General features: G+C 40.6%; 19 protein-coding genes and 1 pseudogene. 8 read left to right on the top strand and 12 right to left on the bottom strand.

Features of this window, described 5'->3' with window-relative positions:
• The first annotated feature begins 36 nt into the window (after positions 1-36).
• Together NSQ25_RS03470 and NSQ25_RS03465 are read left to right on the top strand one after the other, a co-directional pair.
• A complete protein-coding gene (locus NSQ25_RS03470; RefSeq protein ID WP_072367870.1) occupies positions 37-186 on the top strand; it encodes a DUF1540 domain-containing protein in 150 nt (49 codons plus the stop codon).
• Between the two features lie 200 nt (positions 187-386).
• Entirely contained in the window at positions 387-1,466 is a 1,080-nt protein-coding gene (locus NSQ25_RS03465; protein ID WP_326136718.1) for a DUF3900 domain-containing protein, read from the top strand.
• Between the two features lie 62 nt (positions 1,467-1,528).
• On the opposite strand, the gene NSQ25_RS03460 is transcribed toward NSQ25_RS03465, so the two are convergent.
• Positions 1,529-2,731 carry an MFS transporter gene (locus NSQ25_RS03460; protein WP_326136719.1) on the bottom strand — a complete coding sequence of 401 codons (1,203 nt, stop codon included), beginning with the start codon at positions 2,729-2,731 and terminating at the stop codon, positions 1,529-1,531.
• A gap of 102 nt (positions 2,732-2,833) precedes the next feature.
• Between NSQ25_RS03460 and NSQ25_RS03455 the strand changes: the two genes are divergently transcribed.
• Entirely contained in the window at positions 2,834-3,742 is a 909-nt protein-coding gene (locus tag NSQ25_RS03455; protein WP_024424569.1) for a LysR family transcriptional regulator, read from the top strand.
• 34 nt (positions 3,743-3,776) lie between these two features.
• Here the strand turns inward: NSQ25_RS03455 and NSQ25_RS03450 are convergent, their stop codons facing one another.
• The gene (locus tag NSQ25_RS03450; protein WP_034282772.1) at positions 3,777-4,256 is read right to left on the bottom strand and encodes a YbaK/EbsC family protein; all 480 of its coding nucleotides are present in this window, start codon (positions 4,254-4,256) and stop codon (positions 3,777-3,779) included.
• A gap of 145 nt (positions 4,257-4,401) precedes the next feature.
• Between NSQ25_RS03450 and NSQ25_RS03445 the strand changes: the two genes are divergently transcribed.
• On the top strand, positions 4,402-5,601 hold the full coding sequence (locus NSQ25_RS03445; RefSeq protein ID WP_098676675.1) for an MFS transporter: 1,200 nt from the start codon (positions 4,402-4,404) through the stop codon (positions 5,599-5,601).
• 17 nt (positions 5,602-5,618) lie between these two features.
• On the opposite strand, the gene NSQ25_RS03440 is transcribed toward NSQ25_RS03445, so the two are convergent.
• Entirely contained in the window at positions 5,619-6,350 is a 732-nt protein-coding gene (locus NSQ25_RS03440) for a MurR/RpiR family transcriptional regulator (protein ID WP_034282778.1), read from the bottom strand.
• A gap of 197 nt (positions 6,351-6,547) precedes the next feature.
• Between NSQ25_RS03440 and NSQ25_RS03435 the strand changes: the two genes are divergently transcribed.
• Positions 6,548-7,876, top strand: coding sequence for a 6-phospho-beta-glucosidase (locus NSQ25_RS03435; RefSeq protein WP_024424565.1), 1,329 nt, complete (start codon positions 6,548-6,550; stop codon positions 7,874-7,876).
• A 34-nt stretch (positions 7,877-7,910) separates the two neighbouring features.
• On the opposite strand, the gene NSQ25_RS03430 is transcribed toward NSQ25_RS03435, so the two are convergent.
• Both NSQ25_RS03430 and NSQ25_RS03425 read right to left on the bottom strand, forming a co-directional pair.
• Entirely contained in the window at positions 7,911-8,390 is a 480-nt protein-coding gene (locus NSQ25_RS03430; RefSeq protein ID WP_326136721.1) for a DUF3885 domain-containing protein, read from the bottom strand.
• 5 nt (positions 8,391-8,395) lie between these two features.
• Positions 8,396-8,557, bottom strand: coding sequence for a hypothetical protein (locus tag NSQ25_RS03425; RefSeq protein ID WP_326136722.1), 162 nt, complete (start codon positions 8,555-8,557; stop codon positions 8,396-8,398).
• A 113-nt stretch (positions 8,558-8,670) separates the two neighbouring features.
• Here NSQ25_RS03425 and NSQ25_RS03420 point away from each other — a divergent pair, with 113 nt between their 5' ends.
• A complete protein-coding gene (locus tag NSQ25_RS03420; protein WP_070326795.1) occupies positions 8,671-8,877 on the top strand; it encodes a hypothetical protein in 207 nt (68 codons plus the stop codon).
• Between the two features lie 10 nt (positions 8,878-8,887).
• On the opposite strand, the gene NSQ25_RS03415 is transcribed toward NSQ25_RS03420, so the two are convergent.
• Together NSQ25_RS03415 and NSQ25_RS03410 are read right to left on the bottom strand one after the other, a co-directional pair.
• Positions 8,888-9,799 (bottom strand): NAD(P)/FAD-dependent oxidoreductase, encoded by a 912-nt coding sequence (locus NSQ25_RS03415; protein ID WP_326136724.1) that lies wholly within the window; start codon positions 9,797-9,799, stop codon positions 8,888-8,890.
• Between the two features lie 64 nt (positions 9,800-9,863).
• On the bottom strand, positions 9,864-10,301 hold the full coding sequence (locus NSQ25_RS03410; RefSeq protein WP_326136725.1) for an Rrf2 family transcriptional regulator: 438 nt from the start codon (positions 10,299-10,301) through the stop codon (positions 9,864-9,866).
• A gap of 184 nt (positions 10,302-10,485) precedes the next feature.
• On the opposite strand from NSQ25_RS03410, the gene NSQ25_RS03405 reads away from it, so the two are divergent.
• Complete coding sequence (locus tag NSQ25_RS03405) at positions 10,486-10,857, top strand: hypothetical protein (protein ID WP_046314086.1); 372 nt, start codon at positions 10,486-10,488, stop codon at positions 10,855-10,857.
• A gap of 113 nt (positions 10,858-10,970) precedes the next feature.
• Here NSQ25_RS03405 and NSQ25_RS03400 read toward each other — a convergent pair whose 3' ends face one another.
• Together NSQ25_RS03400 and NSQ25_RS03395 are read right to left on the bottom strand one after the other, a co-directional pair.
• Complete coding sequence (locus NSQ25_RS03400; protein WP_326136726.1) at positions 10,971-12,296, bottom strand: 6-phospho-alpha-glucosidase; 1,326 nt, start codon at positions 12,294-12,296, stop codon at positions 10,971-10,973.
• A 17-nt stretch (positions 12,297-12,313) separates the two neighbouring features.
• On the bottom strand, positions 12,314-13,903 hold the full coding sequence (locus NSQ25_RS03395; RefSeq protein ID WP_326136728.1) for an alpha-glucoside-specific PTS transporter subunit IIBC: 1,590 nt from the start codon (positions 13,901-13,903) through the stop codon (positions 12,314-12,316).
• Positions 13,904-14,051: 148 nt separating this feature from the next.
• Between NSQ25_RS03395 and NSQ25_RS03390 the strand changes: the two genes are divergently transcribed.
• Complete coding sequence (locus tag NSQ25_RS03390; RefSeq protein WP_326136729.1) at positions 14,052-14,816, top strand: MurR/RpiR family transcriptional regulator; 765 nt, start codon at positions 14,052-14,054, stop codon at positions 14,814-14,816.
• A 134-nt stretch (positions 14,817-14,950) separates the two neighbouring features.
• On the opposite strand, the pseudogene NSQ25_RS03385 reads toward NSQ25_RS03390, so the two are convergent.
• From NSQ25_RS03385 to NSQ25_RS03375, 3 genes and pseudogenes are all read right to left on the bottom strand, one after another.
• A pseudogene (locus NSQ25_RS03385) lies at positions 14,951-15,394 on the bottom strand (SMI1/KNR4 family protein); the annotation flags it as partial.
• A 106-nt stretch (positions 15,395-15,500) separates the two neighbouring features.
• Positions 15,501-16,475, bottom strand: a complete 975-nt coding sequence (locus NSQ25_RS03380; protein WP_326136730.1) for a tRNA-dihydrouridine synthase — start codon at positions 16,473-16,475, stop codon at positions 15,501-15,503.
• A 388-nt stretch (positions 16,476-16,863) separates the two neighbouring features.
• On the bottom strand, positions 16,864-18,000 hold the full coding sequence (locus NSQ25_RS03375) for a Rap family tetratricopeptide repeat protein (protein ID WP_326136731.1): 1,137 nt from the start codon (positions 17,998-18,000) through the stop codon (positions 16,864-16,866).
• Positions 18,001-18,182 lie beyond the last annotated feature (182 nt).

The raw sequence follows: 18,182 nt of genomic DNA, 5'->3' as shown, positions 1-18,182 counted from the left end.
CTTCATTCTCAATATGAATCACGGAGGTGAATTCCCATGGCACAAAACGTTCTTTGTGAAGTGAACTCTTGCCGTTTTTGGGCTGAAAACAGCTGTACCGCTTCTACCATTAAAATTGGTAAAAACACGATGACTGAAGTGACTCGTAATACTGAAACTGATTGCGAAACATTTGAAACAAAATAATCTATTTTTCTCTGAGATGAAGGAACTGGCAGGTTCCTTCTTTTCTTTTATCATTCTATCAAGAATGATAATTATTATCAAGTGTTTTTCAATAAACATTTCTCGGGAAATAATGACACGATATTTCTCCATTCGTTGACGATTTTCACTCCTTTTTCTATACTCAACATATCCGAAGAAGAAAAAGTGGTGACCAATCAATGGATTTTACGATACGTTTTCTCTCATTCTTTGTCGTGGAAATCGAAGGCAAAGATGAACAAGCAAATAAACGGTTTAAACATTATCAAACACTAGATCAAGAAGAATTTGAACAAAGTGAGCTGAAGGACTTTTTAGACGGTGAGCTGAAAAAAATCGTCAAACGAAAAGTGGACAGACACCCTAAATCTGAACAAGTACCGACCAAAATTGGCCGATTTATTGTAGAACCCGGTCATGAGCTCGATTCAAATCCCAACTACAACCTATTTCATCAAACGAGATTTGCAGATACAAAAGAATTGTTTAATGAATGCAGTGAACAGTTTGTTCGCACATATTTAGATACAAGTGCTGTCAGAGGCGGCGTTTTTTTAGTTGCTTCTGCTGTTCCAAAAAAGTATTTCGATGATTCCTTTGTCTTTATTATGAAATGCGATTTCGAACAGAAAGTGGCTTCTATCGCTGATACATCTACCTTGATTAGAAAAGTCGAAATGGCCATTACGACAAAAAACATGAAATCAATTCAATACCCGTTTATGCCAGAAGAGGGCATGACTGAGGAAGCTGAAGTGAAAATTCATCAATCTTCACACGCTCGTTATTTTGAGGACTTTTTGAAATTCGTCGAATACGGTGAATCCATGCCTGAAATCATGAAATCACAGGTCATGAATATGGTACAGGAACAGGTTTTTGAAACATTACAGGATGAAAGTGAAGAATTAAAGCAGTTTGAAGATGATCTTGAAATATGGGAAGCGAGTGAAAAGCGAGAAATTAGAGAAACACTCGATACAGAACAGGTCACACAAGCGGCCTCCCATATTGTTGAACAAACCCCTGATATCACAATGAAAATGCGTCTAGGCGAAACGGAAATCAAAGGTCTTCTAGCAGACTTCGGCCAATCAATCCATATTGCAAAGCTCAACAATCGATATGTCGTGCTCGTTGAAGCAGATCAAATCGTCTTCGAAAAGGGAAGCACACCTGTTGAGTTTCATAAACCAAATGGGTTAAAAGAGGTGGTCAGCCAGCTGACGCAAAAAGCCTATGATTCAGATCTAGAATAAAAAAACATGACTGCCTCTTGCATTCAGCGCATGAGGCATTTTTTTGTATAACGCTTGATTTATTACGCTGGATCAGAAGAAACATGCAGCTCCCTGCCTCTTGCCCACATGCTGACAAGCAATAAGCTTATGATGAGCATCAGCCAAAAGACGCTGCTTGATCCAAAAAACTGAATCATCGTATACCCGCACAAGGGTCCTAAAGCCGCTCCCATATCTTGAACAAAGGAATAGCTTGCGAGGAAGCGGTTTTTATCTGTTTGAGCAGACGCTTTTTGAAAAGCAAGCGTATCCGTTAATGTCGTTAAGATTGTTGAGAGCAGCTGGATCAAAAGCAGCATCACAAGAAACCAGCCGCTTACCTTCAGCATGACCGCCAGAAAACTGAGACCTCCAAATGAAAGAAACATCCAGCAAAGCGTTCGTTCCTTCATCACAAGCCCATCAAACCATCTGCCCGCTTTCGGTGCTACAAATGGTTCCCACCCCCATCTGAGCGCTTGAATGATTCCACTTAAAGCCGAAGCTCCGATAACAAAGCCGAACAGAGCAAATTCACCATGACCGATCCTTGCTTCAATGACATGGCTCAGCGTTGATGCGAATAACCCTTGTATCACAAGTGCGATTAGCATACCTGTCATTAATACTTTCACAACATCTCGTGCAAGCCACCTCTGTTTAATGACTTGATACACCTGCCTGTCTTCGCCCTTTTCAATCTCATCCAAAGAGACATAAAAAATGAGCGCCAGCAATGAGAGTAAACCAAAGACAAGCGTCATGGATTGAAAGCCGATCAGGCTGGCGAATATTCCGCCAAATAACATGCCGAATAAACTGCCAAGCCGGTAAAGCCCATTATAAATGCCCGTATAATGCCCCTGTGAGCCTTCCTCCATTTCAGCAATCAATCTCATCCCACTCATACGCAATAACGTCCAGGCCAGCCCCCAAGCGCAGCGGCAGATCAGCAGCAGCCAAAAACCACTCACACCATAAAGCACTGTGGTCACGGACGCAATCAAAATAGCGATCAATACACCGGTCTTCATTGGGACAAACCGATAGAGCCACCAAACGACAGGCGTTAGCGGGATGCGGATGAATCGGTTAATGGACAGCAGCAGCCCAACCTCCCAAATAGACGATAAACCAATCTCTTTCCAATAAATCGGAAGAACAATATAAAGCATTGAATCCCCAATCAGTGCAAATGCTGTGATAAGCGATATTGACACCACTTGCTTTCGACGATGATCCATTTCCCTTCCCCCTTCGCTATCTTTACAATAAGGGATGCCTTATAATAAATCTAATGAATGTTTTTGATTAAACCATCAAAATAATTGATAGGTGGTGCAAAGTTGAATTTACATGCCCTTCGGATTTTTGCAAAGGTCGCAGAGACAAAAAGCGTTACACAAACAGCAGACGTACTGTCATTGACACAGCCTGCTGTGACGGCTCAGCTTAGAAGCATTGAAAGTGAGATCGGTTTCCGTCTTTTTAAACGAAATGGCAGAGGCATTACACTTACGGAAATGGGGAAAATTCTATATCCTTATGCCCGGCAAGTGTTCGAGGCTGAAAAGGAAGTAGAATATCAGATCACACTTTTACAAAACGGAAAAAAGGGGCGGCTCCGCATCGCTTCTACCTATGTACCACTTAACTTTTTACTGCCAGATTGGCTTGCTGCCTTTAAAACATCTTCACCACAGACAGAAATTGAATTAAAAAGCGGAAACTCCGCTCAAGTTTTAGAGAGCCTGCTTCAATATGAATCAGATGTGGCCATCGCTGTGATCGAGGATCTGCACCATGAGGAGATTCTCACCTCTCATTTAACGAATTTAAGCTATGATTTTATTGTGCCGGCAGACCATCCGTTGAACGGAAAAACTGTCCCGCTAGAGCGTCTGAGTCAGGAGCCTTTTTTGATGCGTGAAGAAGGCAGTTCCACAAGAGATAAGCTCTTTTCATTATTTACCTCGAAAGGGATCAAAAAACCAACCGTTGATTTACAATTCAGCGGTGTTCATGAAGCGATTCAAATGATCAAAGCTGGATATGGCATCACACTTGTTCCCCGTGATGCGGTTCATGGCAGTCTCAAGCGGCAAGAAATTGGGCGCGTGTACATTGAAGGCATTGAGATCGTCAGACCGGTTGTTGTGTGCAAACGGGCGAATGATCTTGAAGAAAATAGAACCGTGGATGCCTTCCTGCAAATGAAAGGTATCGGTCCATTTACTACGCCTGCTGCCAATTAAAAAAGTGCCTGCTTCTGAAACAGGCACTTTTTTTCTATTCGGCTGGCTGCACGATGTCAAACGGTACAGCTTTTGAGGCTTTCACTAATTGTTCTGGGGTGATGAGGATTTCATTTCCCCATTCGCCTGCTCCAACACCTAATATCTCCTCTTCTAATAACGAAGCCTCAATAATGGTGCGGAATCCTTCTGGCTGCCAGCAAAACGGCGGAATCGAGCCAATTCGATAGCCCGTCACTTCAAGAACCTTCTCCGGTGAAGCCATTTTAATATTACGGGAGCCGGCGGCTTTCTTTAGTTTCCCTGACTTAATATGCTGATCAGCGCCAACCATCACAAGCAGCTGCTCTCCTTCTCCTGTTTCAAAAATCAATGTTTTAATCATTTGTCTTTCACGAAAACCAAGAGCTGCCGCTACATTTGCTGCTCCCTTCTCTGTTTCGGCAGAAAATGTTTTGATCTCATATGGGATCTCGTGTTTGTCCAAAAAGTCATGAGCCGGTAATTTTTTCAATCGATTGAACCCCTTTCCTTACAATGTCCTTCATTTAGCTTATCACAATCTTCTCATCCTTAAGATGTATTTTTCAATGGAAAGCCTATAGACCCTTCATCACCATGCTATACTAAACTTGTTTTTGAAAAGGAGCCGGTTTGATATGGGAAACAAGTTTTGGTGTTATACAAGCAGTAAAAGCCTTCTCATGCTGAGTGATATTTTATTTGTGATGACGATCACGTTTGTCATTTATCAAGATACACAATCTGTTGCCTATGCGGCTGTATTTCCGCTGATCAGAACAATATGCCAGCTATTGGCTGGGCTCTTCTCTCCTGTTTTAACCGATTACTTTCAAGCTGGCCGCCTATTGAAATGGGTCCCGCTTTTACGTCTTGGGATGCTCATCGTGTTTACAGCCCAATTTCATTTGTTTCAGCAGCATATGGTCTGGTTGTTTAGTGCGCTTATTTTGATTTCCCTCACAGGCGGGTTCATCAGTCCTTTAATGCAGGCCATCATGCCGATGCTTGTGCCAGCAAATCAGCTTGTGAAAGCGAACAGTACAGCGTCGATATTTCATCAAACGATTCAAATCGCCGGCTATTCGTTCACTGGAATGCTCGTCCTGTTGATCGGGCCATTTTATTTAATGTGGATCACTTGTGTCATGATTGTGTTGTCTTATCTATTATTCATCCCTGTCTTTCCTCTTCTCAAGCAAGAAGAGACGGTTCGAAAGGCAAATAAGATGAACAGCTTCAAAGATGGCTGGACGATCATTTGGAGAAATAAAACGGTGCGCACCCTGACATTTATGGATGTTTGTGAAAATATTGCGGGTGCTGTGTGGATCGGAGCAATTACGCTTGCCTTTGTCACCCATGATTTAAAGCAAGGTGAGGAATGGTGGGGATTTATCAATGCCGCTTATTATACAGGTGCCATCATAGGCGGGCTCTTAGCTGCATGGATGAGTCAGTTTATCCAAAAACAGCTTCTCCTCTTTATGGCAGCTGGTTCATTCATTTATGCAGTGCTGACCATTGTCTATTCACTGAACAGCCTCCCGTGGCTTGCTTTGCTGCTTTGTATTTTGATGGGGCCTGCTTATCAAATCCGAGATGTTTCGCAGCAAACCATTCTTCAAACGGAAACGCCAGTACGTGATTTATCAAAGGTGTATTCGGCTCACTACGTCCTTTCTTCAGTATCGGTCGGTTTGTCTATTTTCTTTGTTGGATTGATTGCAGATGTATACGGGGCGAGGTCTGTGTATTTGCTAGGCGGTCTGTTTGTGCTCGTCTGTTCCGGCATTGCCATCCTTGCTTTTATGAAGCAGAAAAAAGAGAGCAGCTGATGTATGCAGCGGCTCTTTTACTTTTCTTTTAACATCGCAAACATGTCACGGGCCATGGCTTCTAAAATATACACAACTGGCGTCTGTGTGGTGATATTGGCTCTGTGGACCCGTTCATCTGTGACGTAGTAGGCAATATTTAAATCTGAAATGCGCGAAATCGTGCAGTGCTGGTTATTCGTAATACTAATGATTGTGCTGCCTTCTCTTTTTAACTTCGAAATATGATCAATCGTAATACTATTCTCCCCTGATACAGACAGCACAATGGTGACACTATTGTCTAAATACTGCATATTCATCGGGAAAAACGGATCGTTGATGTAAAATGAAAATTTCTCAAGACTTGAAAAGTACCTCGCCCCATACTGCGCCAAAATGCCAGAACTGCCAGTCCCAATAAACAGCACATTTTTTGCCTCAGCAATGAGCTTCGCTGCCTCCTTAATTTTCCCCTCAAAGTCTCCCTTCAATGTTCGTTCAATAAATTCATATAGAAAGTGCTGTGTGCTTTTTAAAGAAGGTGTCTGCTCTGATTCTAAATACATTTTGAGCTTCACTTTAAACTCTGAAAAGCCATCACAATTTACTTTTCGGCAAAAGCGAAGGACAGACGAGGTGGATATATGTGCAGCATCTGCAAGGTCTCGAATTCTCATGTACACGACCTTTTCACTGTTTTCCATGATATATCGGTATAAAGCGCTTTCTAGTTCATTAAAGCTGGAAATGACCTCACTTGAAAACATCTGACTTCCCCTTTCTCCAACAACATGTCACAATGTGTTTCTTTTATGTAACAAATCTCTAAATAGGGCACCCTTGCCTAAAGACGCTGAAGTCATTTACGCACGCGATGCTCTCACGATAAGCTATAGATGTACAAAATAAAAAAGACTTTTCTCTATTATAACATTGCGCGTTACATTATTCGGAGGTGCAGAGCATGGCAAAAGGATTAAAGGTTGTCACAATTGGCGGAGGATCAAGCTATACACCAGAGCTTGTAGAAGGATTTATTAAACGATACGATGAATTTCCGATTAGTGAGCTTTGGCTCGTTGATATTGAAGCGGGAAAAGAAAAGCTTGAGATTGTCGGAAATCTTGCAAAACGCATGGTCAAAAAAGCAGGGCTCCCAATCGAGGTTCATTTAACATTAGATCGCAGGAAAGCACTTGTAGATGCTGATTTTGTCACAACACAATTCCGTGTCGGACTTCTTGAAGCACGTATGAAGGATGAACGCATTCCTTTAAAATATGATGTCATTGGTCAAGAAACAAATGGTCCAGGAGGTCTATTCAAAGGACTTCGCACCATTCCTGTCATTCTTGATATTGTCAAAGATATTGAAGAGCTTTGCCCGAATGCATGGCTTGTGAATTTCACAAATCCAGCTGGTATGGTTACTGAAGCCGTTCTTCGTTATTCAAACCATCGCAAAGTCGTTGGTTTATGTAACGTGCCGATCGGCATTCGCATGGGAATCGCCAAAGGGCTTGGTGTCGACGCAAGCAGAGTCGAAGTCAGCTTTGCTGGATTAAACCATATGGTCTTTGGACTCAATGTATTCTTAGACGGCAAAAGCATCATGGATCAAGTTATCGAAGACATGGCTGATCCAAACTCCAGCATGTCGATGAACAACATTCAAGCGATTCCGTGGGATGCTGATTTCTTAAAAGGGCTTGGCGTCATTCCTTGTCCGTATCACCGCTACTACTACAAAACAAGTGATATGCTGGCTGAGGAAAAGAAAGCAGCAGCAAATGAAGGCACTCGTGCTGAAGTCGTTCGCGCATTAGAAAATGATCTGTTCGAGCTTTACAAAGACCCTGATCTCGACATCAAGCCGCCACAGCTTGAAAAACGAGGCGGTGCCTACTACAGTGATGCGGCTTGTAACTTAATTGCATCCATTTATAACGACAAGCATGACATTCAGCCTGTGAACACGATTAACAATGGCGCCATCAGTGACATTCCAAATGATTCTGCCGTTGAACTCAACTGCGTTATCACAAAAGACGGTCCTAAACCAATTGCTGTTGGTGAAATGCCGGTCGCTGTCAAAGGACTCATTTCTCAAATTAAATCCTTTGAACGCGTAGCTGCTGAAGCAGCCGTGACAGGCGATTACAACACAGCTCTTGTCGCAATGACCATCAACCCGCTTGTCCCATCAGATGCCATTGCAAAAAGCATCCTAGATGAAATGCTAGAAGCACACAAAGAATATTTGCCGCAGTTCTTCAATAAAGTAGAAGCATAAAAAGAAGCCGCACTTGTCGAAAGTGCGGTTTTTCTTATTTCGCTGCAAACACGCGGTCCATCTGAGGGCGATCATAGTCTAATAGCCAGTGCTGTAAGCCTTCATAGACTGGTCTTAAACGCTCTGGATCTGCCGCAATGAGATCACAGCCTCGATCATCATATAAGTGAAAAATCATTTTTTTCGAGAGATTCATTAGGTAAATTTCATAACCATGCTTCCCCTTCAAGATTTGATTCGGTGCATAGAAGTCTTCCTGGCAGATCGCATGGAGAAGCGGACGCAATCGAATGTCTTGCAGCTGGCATTTGAGTGTAAATCTCTCTATTGTCAGTGAATCTTCTATTTCTGGACGTACATAGGTCAAAAGCTCATGACGCAATCGGTAACGCATTTTCCGATTGACATATTTTTGATAAACCAAGAGCTGACGCTTCGTTAATTCATGTTCATGTTCTGTATACACATCCGTTACAAGCAGCATCTCGTCTTCTGGATCAAAAGCATATTTCACAATCTCTAAAGCACGATCCCCGCTTTTTCTAATACAATCGATTCTTTTCCTAATGACCAATCTGCCAATTCAAACCGAAGCCCAATAGGCCATTCATAAAAAAGCGGCGGCGTGAGGATAAGATGAGGAAAATGACTTTTTAGAAACATATTTGTTTGATCACTCATTTGCTTTCCTTTCACTCGTTTTATTTTTCATTTTACCGTTGAAACATATAGGAAAACAATTGGAAATGAACTGTCATTTCTTATATGATAGAAAGAGATGGAGGTGTGGCCAATTGAAAACATCAAAATGGTTTTTACAAGTGTTCCTTACAGCACTGATCACCATGTGGATACAGGCTGGACTTGATCAAGCGAACATCATTCAGATCACCAATGTATGGGTCGATGTCAGCAGCTGGATCCTGATCTTCTTTGTCATCTATGCACTTTTTGAATGGACAGCTCACGTCTTAGCAAAACGAAAAACCGCTCTCCGCTGAACATCTCTTTTCATAGAGATGTTTTTTCTTGAAACTCTTCTTGCACAAGTTCATGAATGACGCCCATTCCTGCCTGGCTTCCAGCTGCTGCTGCAAGAACTAACTGAGCAGGGCCGCCTAAATTATCCCCACACGCAAAGACTCCACTAACGGTTGTACGTCCAAGAATATCTGTTTCAATACCCGCATTCTTCGTCATTTGACAGCCAAGCTTTTCGGCAAATGGGGCTGACTGCTTGAATTCACTTGCGACAAAACCGCCTTCCCTATTCACTATCTCCCCATTCGCAAGCTGGAGAGTGCGCAGCTGCCCATTGTCATGATCAATCGACACAATTGGCACATCAATGACTTGAATAGAATGTGCCGTCAGAAGCGTCTTGTCTTCTTCAGCTAACATGTGCCCATTCGTAAACACGATCAAATCCTTTGTCCAATTGGAAAGAAGTTTAGCCATGTGCAAGGCTCGCTGATTCTCTGCAATGAGGGCAAGTGCTTTCTCCTTTAATTCCCATCCATCACAGAAAGGACAACTAAACAATGTTTTTCCGTACACATCATGAATTCCTTCGATCTCTGGCAGTATATCCTGCAATCCAGTTGCCAAAATGATTTTTTTCGCTTCGAATGCATCCCCCTCGTGTGTTAGTAACGTAAAGCTTTCCTCTTTCTTTTGTATATCAACAATTTGACTTCGTTTGATTTGGATATGAGGATATTTTTGAAGATCTGCCTCTCCGGCTTGTCTAATCTCAAATGGTGTCATTCCATCGTTTGTAATAAATCCATGTGATTCCTGCGTCACTCGATTTCTTGGCAGCTCATTATCAAATACAATGACCTGCTTTCTGCCTCTTCCTACAACAAGTGCTGCACTTAATCCGGCTGGCCCGCCTCCGATAATGGCACAATCTAATAACATATCAATCTCTCCTTTTTATTAAAGACTTTAAAGACTCTTAATATCTATAATCAGTTCAAAAAAATCACACGTTGAAAAATGGATTTTTTTCTGTTTGCTCAAGTTGGTTCGCAATATCAATTAACCGTTTTTGACTTAATGTCTCCTGCATTTTCGTTTCAACATCCTGCATAACTTTTTCAATCAAACAGCCATCATGAGGCATGAAGGAGTCATGCTCTAAAGAGCAGCGAAATAAATTCGTTTGTCCTTCTACAGCCTGAATGACATCTAAAAAAGAAATGTCTTCCTTTCGTTTAATAAGGGTGTATCCTCCCTTTGCACCAGGTGTTGATTCAATCAGTCCCGCCTTCACAAGCTTTGTTAAAATTTTTGATAGATAGGTTGGTGAAAGGTCTTGCATCTTAGCAAGAGGCTCAACGCCAATCGCTTTACCCTTTGGCGCAAGAGTTAAAAACACCATCGTATGCAGCGCATAGTTGGTTGCTTTAGAATATTTCATGAGGAAACTCCTTTCCATCTATTATAGACCTTTTATATCTGTAATTGATCATAGATGATTCAAGAGAAAAAAGCAAGAGTTGTGAATCTGCTCCACTTTTCATTCCACATTTCACATTTCCTTCCGATAATAGAAGTAAGCACGAAATAAAGTTTTGATTGAGAACGAGAAGGAGTGAAGAAAAATGTCAGATCAGCAGCACAATGCAGCACACGAAGAAGAAGAGGAATTTAACGTATACGACATGCTTCCGCCGGCAGGTACAATCATCGGAGAAGCAACAGAAGAAGAAATGGAAGCCGCAGCAGCACTTGAAGTGAGACACGTCGCGTTCATGCGCCTTCAAGATATGTTCATTCAATTTGATGGCTCGTCTTACAAAGACTTATTAAAAGACTTCCAAGAATTCGAATTGGATTCCACAAAATTCTGGAGAGCCATTGCTAGACGACTTCAAATCCCATACGAATGGCCAATCCGAATCGACCACGCAAACGGCCCTATTTATATTGGTGAAACAGAGGATAGCCGTGAGGTTGAGGAGAGCGCAGAGTAAGGAATGGCGGCCCCCTTTTGGTAAGGGAGCTTTTTGTCTCCATTACAATACATCGGTTGAAAAAACAAATAAGCAATATGAGCGCTGTCACGCCCATATTGCTTATTCTCGTGTTATGTTAACTCTGGCCAAAATGCTTGATTTGCCACAATTAAGTCGTCTAAAATATCTTTTGCTACTTTAGCACTTGGCACCGTTTTCGATAATGTGATGGCCTGCCATAGTTTTTGATAGGATCCTTCTTCAAATGCTTCTACTACTAATTTTTCTACGCCAACTTGCTGCTCCATGAGACTTTTTTGAAATCTAGGAATCTCTCCAACTACTAATTTTTCTGGACCGCTGCTGCCAACGATACAAGGAATTTCAACCATGGCTGTTGGATCAAAGTTCCTAATAGCGCCATTGTTCTCTACGATCATCAGCATCCGTTCTTTTTTATTAAAAGCAATAGCTCTTGCTAAATCAACAATATAAGAAGCGTGCTCATCAATGGTCAGCTTTGTTTCCTTTGCAGTTCCTTTATCAATGATGGCCTGACATTCACTAAAAACAAAAGCTTCCCGCCCCTCCATCACTTCATTGGCACGCGTGAACTCAATATTTGAATGTGCCACTTCTTCATCTGGAAATAGATAGTATTTCAAATACGTATTCGGTACCGTTTTTGGATCAAGTGCTTGAATATCTTTGGCCTTTTTTAATGTGCTGTTCCAGCTCTTCTGCTGTTCTAGCTCAGATGTTCCATCTGTTGCATAACCATGCTGGCTTACATGCTTAATTACATAAGGCATTAAGCTATTTCCAGCTTTATCTCGAATATCTGTCCACCAGCCAAAATGATTTAAACCATAGTAATCGACTTCTAGTTCTTTCCGCGAAGATAAGCCTAAATTTTTTGCAATTAATTCTTCGATACCAATTGGCATATCACATATGTTTAAAATCTTGGCATTCGGCCTTAGCTTACGTGTTGCCTCTGCTACTATCGCTGCAGGGTTCGAATAGTTTAACATCCAAGCTTCAGGTGAGTATTTTTCCATATAATCGACAAGTTCTAATACACCTGGAATGGACCGCATCCCGTAAGCTATTCCGCCTGGACCGCATGTTTCCTGTCCGACGACTCCATGCTTCAATGGAATTTTCTCATCTAATTCACGCATTGCATATTTACCGACACGAATATGTGCCATCACAAAATCGACTTGAGTAAAGGCTTCTTCTGGGTCCGTGCTTGCCAGTAATCGTACTTCTGGTGCTCGTTCTTTTAACATAATCTCACATGCATCTGCAATCGTCTTTTGTCTAGCTTCATCATTATCATAGAGTTTAATTGTATGAATTGGGAACTCCTCTAGATAGTCTAACAGCATCAAAATGATTCCCGGTGTAAATGTACTTCCGCCTCCAGCGATGGTAATATTAAATTTTTTCATCATATCCAGCTCCTTTTTCAATCTAATGAAAGTTTTGTCTCAAAGGACTCTCTTACTTGCGGTACACTTAAGCCAACAATGATTTGAATGCTTTGACCACTTTTCGCCATGCCGTGTGCCCGTTTATTTTTTGTAAAGTAGTCCCTATCTTTCACCAAGCTAGGGTCAATCACTGTAATACGCAGACGCGTGGCACAGTTTGTCACATCTTTAATGTTTTCTTTACCGCCAAGGCCTTCTAAGAAATAAACGGCTTTCTCTTCATACTCAGACGCATAAACGGGGCCTTCTTTTTGGTCATGACCTTTTTTATGAGCATTCTCATAATCTTGTTTTGTATATAGCCTCGTCTCCTCCTCATGTTTTCGTCCTGGTAATGGAATATCAAATTTCACAATCATCCATCTAAATATGACAAAATACACTGCTGTAAAGAGAAGTCCAATCATCGTTTGGATCAGATAAGTCCCTCCATGATTTGAAGAGAGCGGAATCCAGTTCAATGCAGCTATTTCAATAAGCCCGGAACCCATCATTCCAACAACACCAAACATATTCATGATTGTCACCATGGTCGCTCCAAGAAGTGCATGTATCACAAATAAATAAGGCGCGAGAAATAGGAATGTAAATTCAAGCGGTTCTGTAATTCCGGCAAATATGGCTGTTAATGTGGCCGGTAATACCAATGCCAAAACCTTTTTTCTGTTTTCTTTCGGTGTAGAAAAATACATGGCTAAAGCTATCCCTAAACAGCCGAACATCTTAATATTCCCATGCAATAAAAATCCGTATGGATAAAGATCCTTCAAATCGGAAGTGGAGGACGCAAATTCATTTAAGTGAGCAATCCAATATGGTTTTAACCCCCCATTTACAGCCGCTGGACCAAACTCAAAAGGTGTATAAATAAAATGGTGAAGTCCTGTTGGAATTAACACCCTTTCCAAGAAATGAAACAGCCAGACACCAATATAACCAGACTGTGCCATAAACCCTTGAAGAGATTGAATCCCCTGCTGAACATAGGGCCATACAAAAGCAACGATAAAAGCAATAGGAATCATCACAAAGAATCCGATGATGACAACAAATACAAGCCCCTGGAAAATCCCAAGCATTTCAGGCAGCTTTTGATCATAAAAACGATTATGGATCCAAATGACGATTCCAGATATCATCACCGCACCAATGATACTTGTATCCAGCGTAGGTATACCCGCAATTTCTTTTACACCCGCTACGTTCTCGGCACCTTGCGATAAATCAATGCCAAAAGTAGACGGCCAAAGTGTCAAAATAGCATGAATATAATTGTTAAATACAAGATAAATCATCAAAGCTGCGAGCGTCGCACGTGCTTGCGCTTTTTTTGCAAGTGAGATGGGCAATCCAATCACAAAGGCTAATTCCATATGATTGAAAATCGTCCATCCTCCGCTTTCAATCAGTGACCAAACCTTATACCACATCGTACCTTCTCCAGCCATTTCCCCCATAATCGCTGGATTCTTACATAAAGTCGCGAGACCGACAACAATACCAAAAAACGCGAATAAAAGTACAGGAACTACCATAGCACTGCCAAACCGCTTGATTGCATTCATAAGCATAACCCCTTTGCTTGATCCATAACACCACTGTAAAGGTAGCGCTTACAAAAACCAATAGGTTTGACGTATTTAGAAATCAAGTTGTAACATTAGATTATATTTTCACAGGAAGAAAATATTTTCATGTTGGAGGGCACATCGCATGATACTGGACAAGCTGGTAAATGAATACTTCGAAGATTTAAATAAGAATGACCTGCACATTATTAAAACGATCCATGACCATCTTGAAGAAATGAAGACAATGAAAATTCAGGACCTTGCTCGTTATGCTCATACTTCCATCTCATCCATCCATCGGCTTGCCAAGAAAATAGGGTTCGACGGCTACAGCGACTTAAAGTCTTATGTGAAATTAAATGCTTTCACTGAAGAGACAACACAAGATTTAATGAAGCTGCTCGATCAAGATATCCAGCAGACTAGAAAATATATGGAGCAGCTGGACTTTCATCAATTAAATCAACTGATTGATCGTGCACCGTATATTTATATTTATGGGACAGGAACAGCACAGCTCGATTTGGCCAATGATGTACAGCGGCAGCTATGGTCACTGCATAAGAAATCTCAAGTATTACGAAGCAAGCGGGACTTAACAGATGGAATTATTGAATTTGGTGAGGATGACCTTTTATTTATCATTTCCTTATCAGGTGAATCGAAGAATTTAGATGAAATCATTCAATTGGTGAAAACAAGACATATCAAATTTATCAGCATGACCACTTTAAGGAATAATCTCCTTGCACAAAATGCCATGTTTAACATCTATGTAAGCAGCACCCCGTTTCCCTTATATAACAAAGTGGACAACTCCAGCTTTCTGCCATTTTACATTGTGGCAGATATTATCGTCAGGAAATTTAGTGAGTGGAAATCGAACCAATTGAATAATAAGACTTAAACATAACAGATACAGTTTTGGAGAGAGATTCAATGTTGCTTCGCAAAAAAAGAGAGACTCTTTTGTCTCTCTCAAAAAATACTGTATAACAACGGTTTTAATGAAATATATCTACTTGCGGCTGCCTTTTCCTATTCAGCAGTATAATGCCCAGCAAGCAGTTCATCAAACGAATCCGCTAATTTAAAATCCGTCTCATCTTCTAGATCAAAGTAGTGAATCGGTGGATCTTCCTTCGTTTCTCTATAATCCAATGCAATCCACGTATGACCATCACCACAAATGAGCACAAGGCCCTCAGGCAATTCCCATTCTTCTATTAAATAATCACTATCCATAATGCCTTCATTTTTGGCAATTCCTCTTAAATGATCAAATAACACATGATCCTCTGCCCATCCATTCGGCTGATCCGTTGGAAAAGCGTTATGCAGGGTATAACCGCCATTTTGTTCGAGAATCAGTTGCTTATATGTATCCGGCAGGATGACGCCTAGCTTCTTTTCCGCTTTTGCAATGCCTTTCTCATTGATTTTCTTAAATGTTTCTTCGCTTTCTCTATCCCAAAATGGTTTCAAATAAAATACCTCCAATTGTTATTTCTATCTCATTTTACCATTTATAATAACTAGTTTAATAGTCCTATTTATAAAAAAAGAGAAGGGTTCCCCCTCCTCTTGTTGGTCATGATTGTTCTAGATTTCTCGCTTCAAATTCATCCAGCATTGCACGCACTTCATCTGTTGATGATGTGTTCATTAATTGATTTCTTAAGAAACTCGCTCCTCTGAACCCTTTTACATAAATCTTAAAGAAACGGTGCAGTGCCTTGAATGGACGCAGACCTAGTGATGAGTATTGATCATGGAGATCAAGATGTAATCTTAAAAGACCGAGCAGTTCATCACTTGTATGCTCCTTCGGCTCTTTTTCAAAAGCAAATGGGTTATGGAAAATCCCGCGCCCAATCATCACACCGTCCACTCCATACTGCTCAGCGAGCTTTAAGCCTGTTTGACGATCAGGAATATCACCATTGATTGTCAAAAGAGTATCAGGTGCTACTTCATCACGAAGTTTTTTGATTTCAGGAATGAGCTCCCAATGCGCATCCACCTGGCTCATTTCCTTTCTTGTGCGAAGGTGGATCGATAAATTCACAATGTCTTGCTCCAAAATGTGTCTAAGCCACCCGCGCCATTCATCGACTTCAGTAAAACCAAGTCTTGTTTTGACGCTGACAGGTAATCCCCCTGCTTTTGCCGCTTGAATCAGCTCTGCCGCAACGTCTGGACGAAGAATCAATCCGCTGCCCTTTCCGTTTTGCGTGACATTTGGGACAGGACAGCCCATATTAATATCAAGCCCCTGAAATCCTAACTCCGCCATTCCAATGCTCATCTGTCTAAAGTTCTCAGGCTTGTCTCCCCAAATATGAGCAACAATCGGCTGCTCATCCTCTGTAAACGTTAAACGCCCCTTCACACTTTGAATACCATCAGGGTGGCAATAGCTCTCACTGTTCGTAAACTCTGTAAAAAACACATCCGGTCTCGCCGCCTCACTCACAACATGACGAAACACAACATCTGTCACTTCTTCCATTGGTGCTAATATAAAAAATGGCCGCGGTAAATCACGCCAGAAATTTTTACTCATCTTTCATCCAATTCCTCTCATGACATAGCGCCTTATAGGGCATGTCCTTCTATAAAATATCATTATATACATTAATAATCATTCAACGCAAAAAGAGCATAAAATGATCATTCACAAAATGCTATCACACTTTATAAAATATCAAAAATTTGAGGAGACGTAAACGCCGTTCCTACTAAGAAATGTGTTCACGCGATGGGCAGTAAGTAAAGCATCCAGCAAACTAATGAAAAAGATATTCAAATAAAAAAAGCCCTATGGAGGGCTTTTTAAATTGTAATTGCCTTTTCTGTTACATGATAAGTGTTAGAAGTAATAATTTTATCAAGTGACCAACCGGCAGCGAATAACACAGAAAAAATTGTTAAACTGATAAATAACTTTTTCATCATAACGCCTCCGCCATTTTTAGTATTTGTTGTTGAGCTTTAATGGTCTTTTTTAGATATTCTCTATTCATTTCAAAATTCCCTTTTTGATAATGATAATCTGCAAGTTTTTCTGATAACTCTGCAACATCTTGCCATAGATGTTTACTTTCTAAATAATCGAGGCTTTCTTTTACCTCCAATTGATTATATTCTTCAAAAAGTGCATAAATGATTTTTAATTTAGCTATATATTCTTGATCGTCTGCGAGGCTGGCTCTATTTATGCCACAAATAAAATATTGATTTCCTTTATCTTTTTTACCTTGATCGTAGAATACCCATAACAACATATAAAGAGTTCTAATTCCCGAAACCGTTTCGGCGTGTTCTTTAATTTGAATTGAATTTTGAAATTCATTTTCTGCGGTTTCAATTTTCCCCGCCCTCTTTTTGACTAACCCTATATTATGATGTATTACACCAATGATTCTTCGTGCTGTATCCTCTTTAAGCTCTTGAGCCAAACTCAAGGCTTCCCGATAATAAGATTCTGCCTCATCTAAACGGTATAAGTCATACATATTCGCTCCAAATTTGATATTACAACCGACTACTTTCGCTTTGTAAAACTCGCTAGTTGAATACATTTCTTTTGCTTTTTCCAAATGATTTAATGATACGAAATGTTGATCAATACGATAATAAGCATCGGCCAGTTTATAATGAAATTCCGCTCTCTCTATATCATCAGGTACATTCTTTAAATGTTCTTCAGCAATCTTATAAAAATTTATAGCAGTAACATAATTTTTGTGATGGAATTCGTGCATACCTCTAAAGAAGTTTGAATAGTAGTCAAGCGTTCCTTTGACATGAGGTTGTTTGTTCTCTATTTCTTTGAGTAAGTTGGGTAAAGTGGGGCGTTGTTGATTCATTTCAATAGGCTCAAGACTCTCAAGCATGAGTCGATGCCTAAACTCCATTAATTGATAATAAAGTAGTAAATCTTGATCCTCTTCCATGTTCTCTATTTCTCTTTCAACCTGTTCTTTTAAAATCTCTGCATCCGGCACGCTGAATGTTCTTATAAATCTATACCAATCATTTATCAAGATACCAACTTGAGAAGAAAGAATTTTCTCCACTCCTACCATACCCTTTTCTTGCCATCCCTTATAATTACATATATTATCATTTAAGGAATATTTCCACACCGAAAAGAAACCGCAATTTTTCCATAAAAACAAAATACAATGATATAGATGCACAAATATATAGCATTCCAAAAAATACAGTATAAAAATACCATTTACCCTTAATTTGGTTGTTGTTACAA

This window comes from Bacillus sp. FSL R5-0512, assembly GCF_038593295.1.
Classification (GTDB): Bacteria; Bacillota; Bacilli; order Bacillales; family Bacillaceae; genus Bacillus; species Bacillus safensis.
Note: the sequence above shows the minus strand (reverse complement) of the source record. Positions and strands in the feature narration are given on the sequence as shown.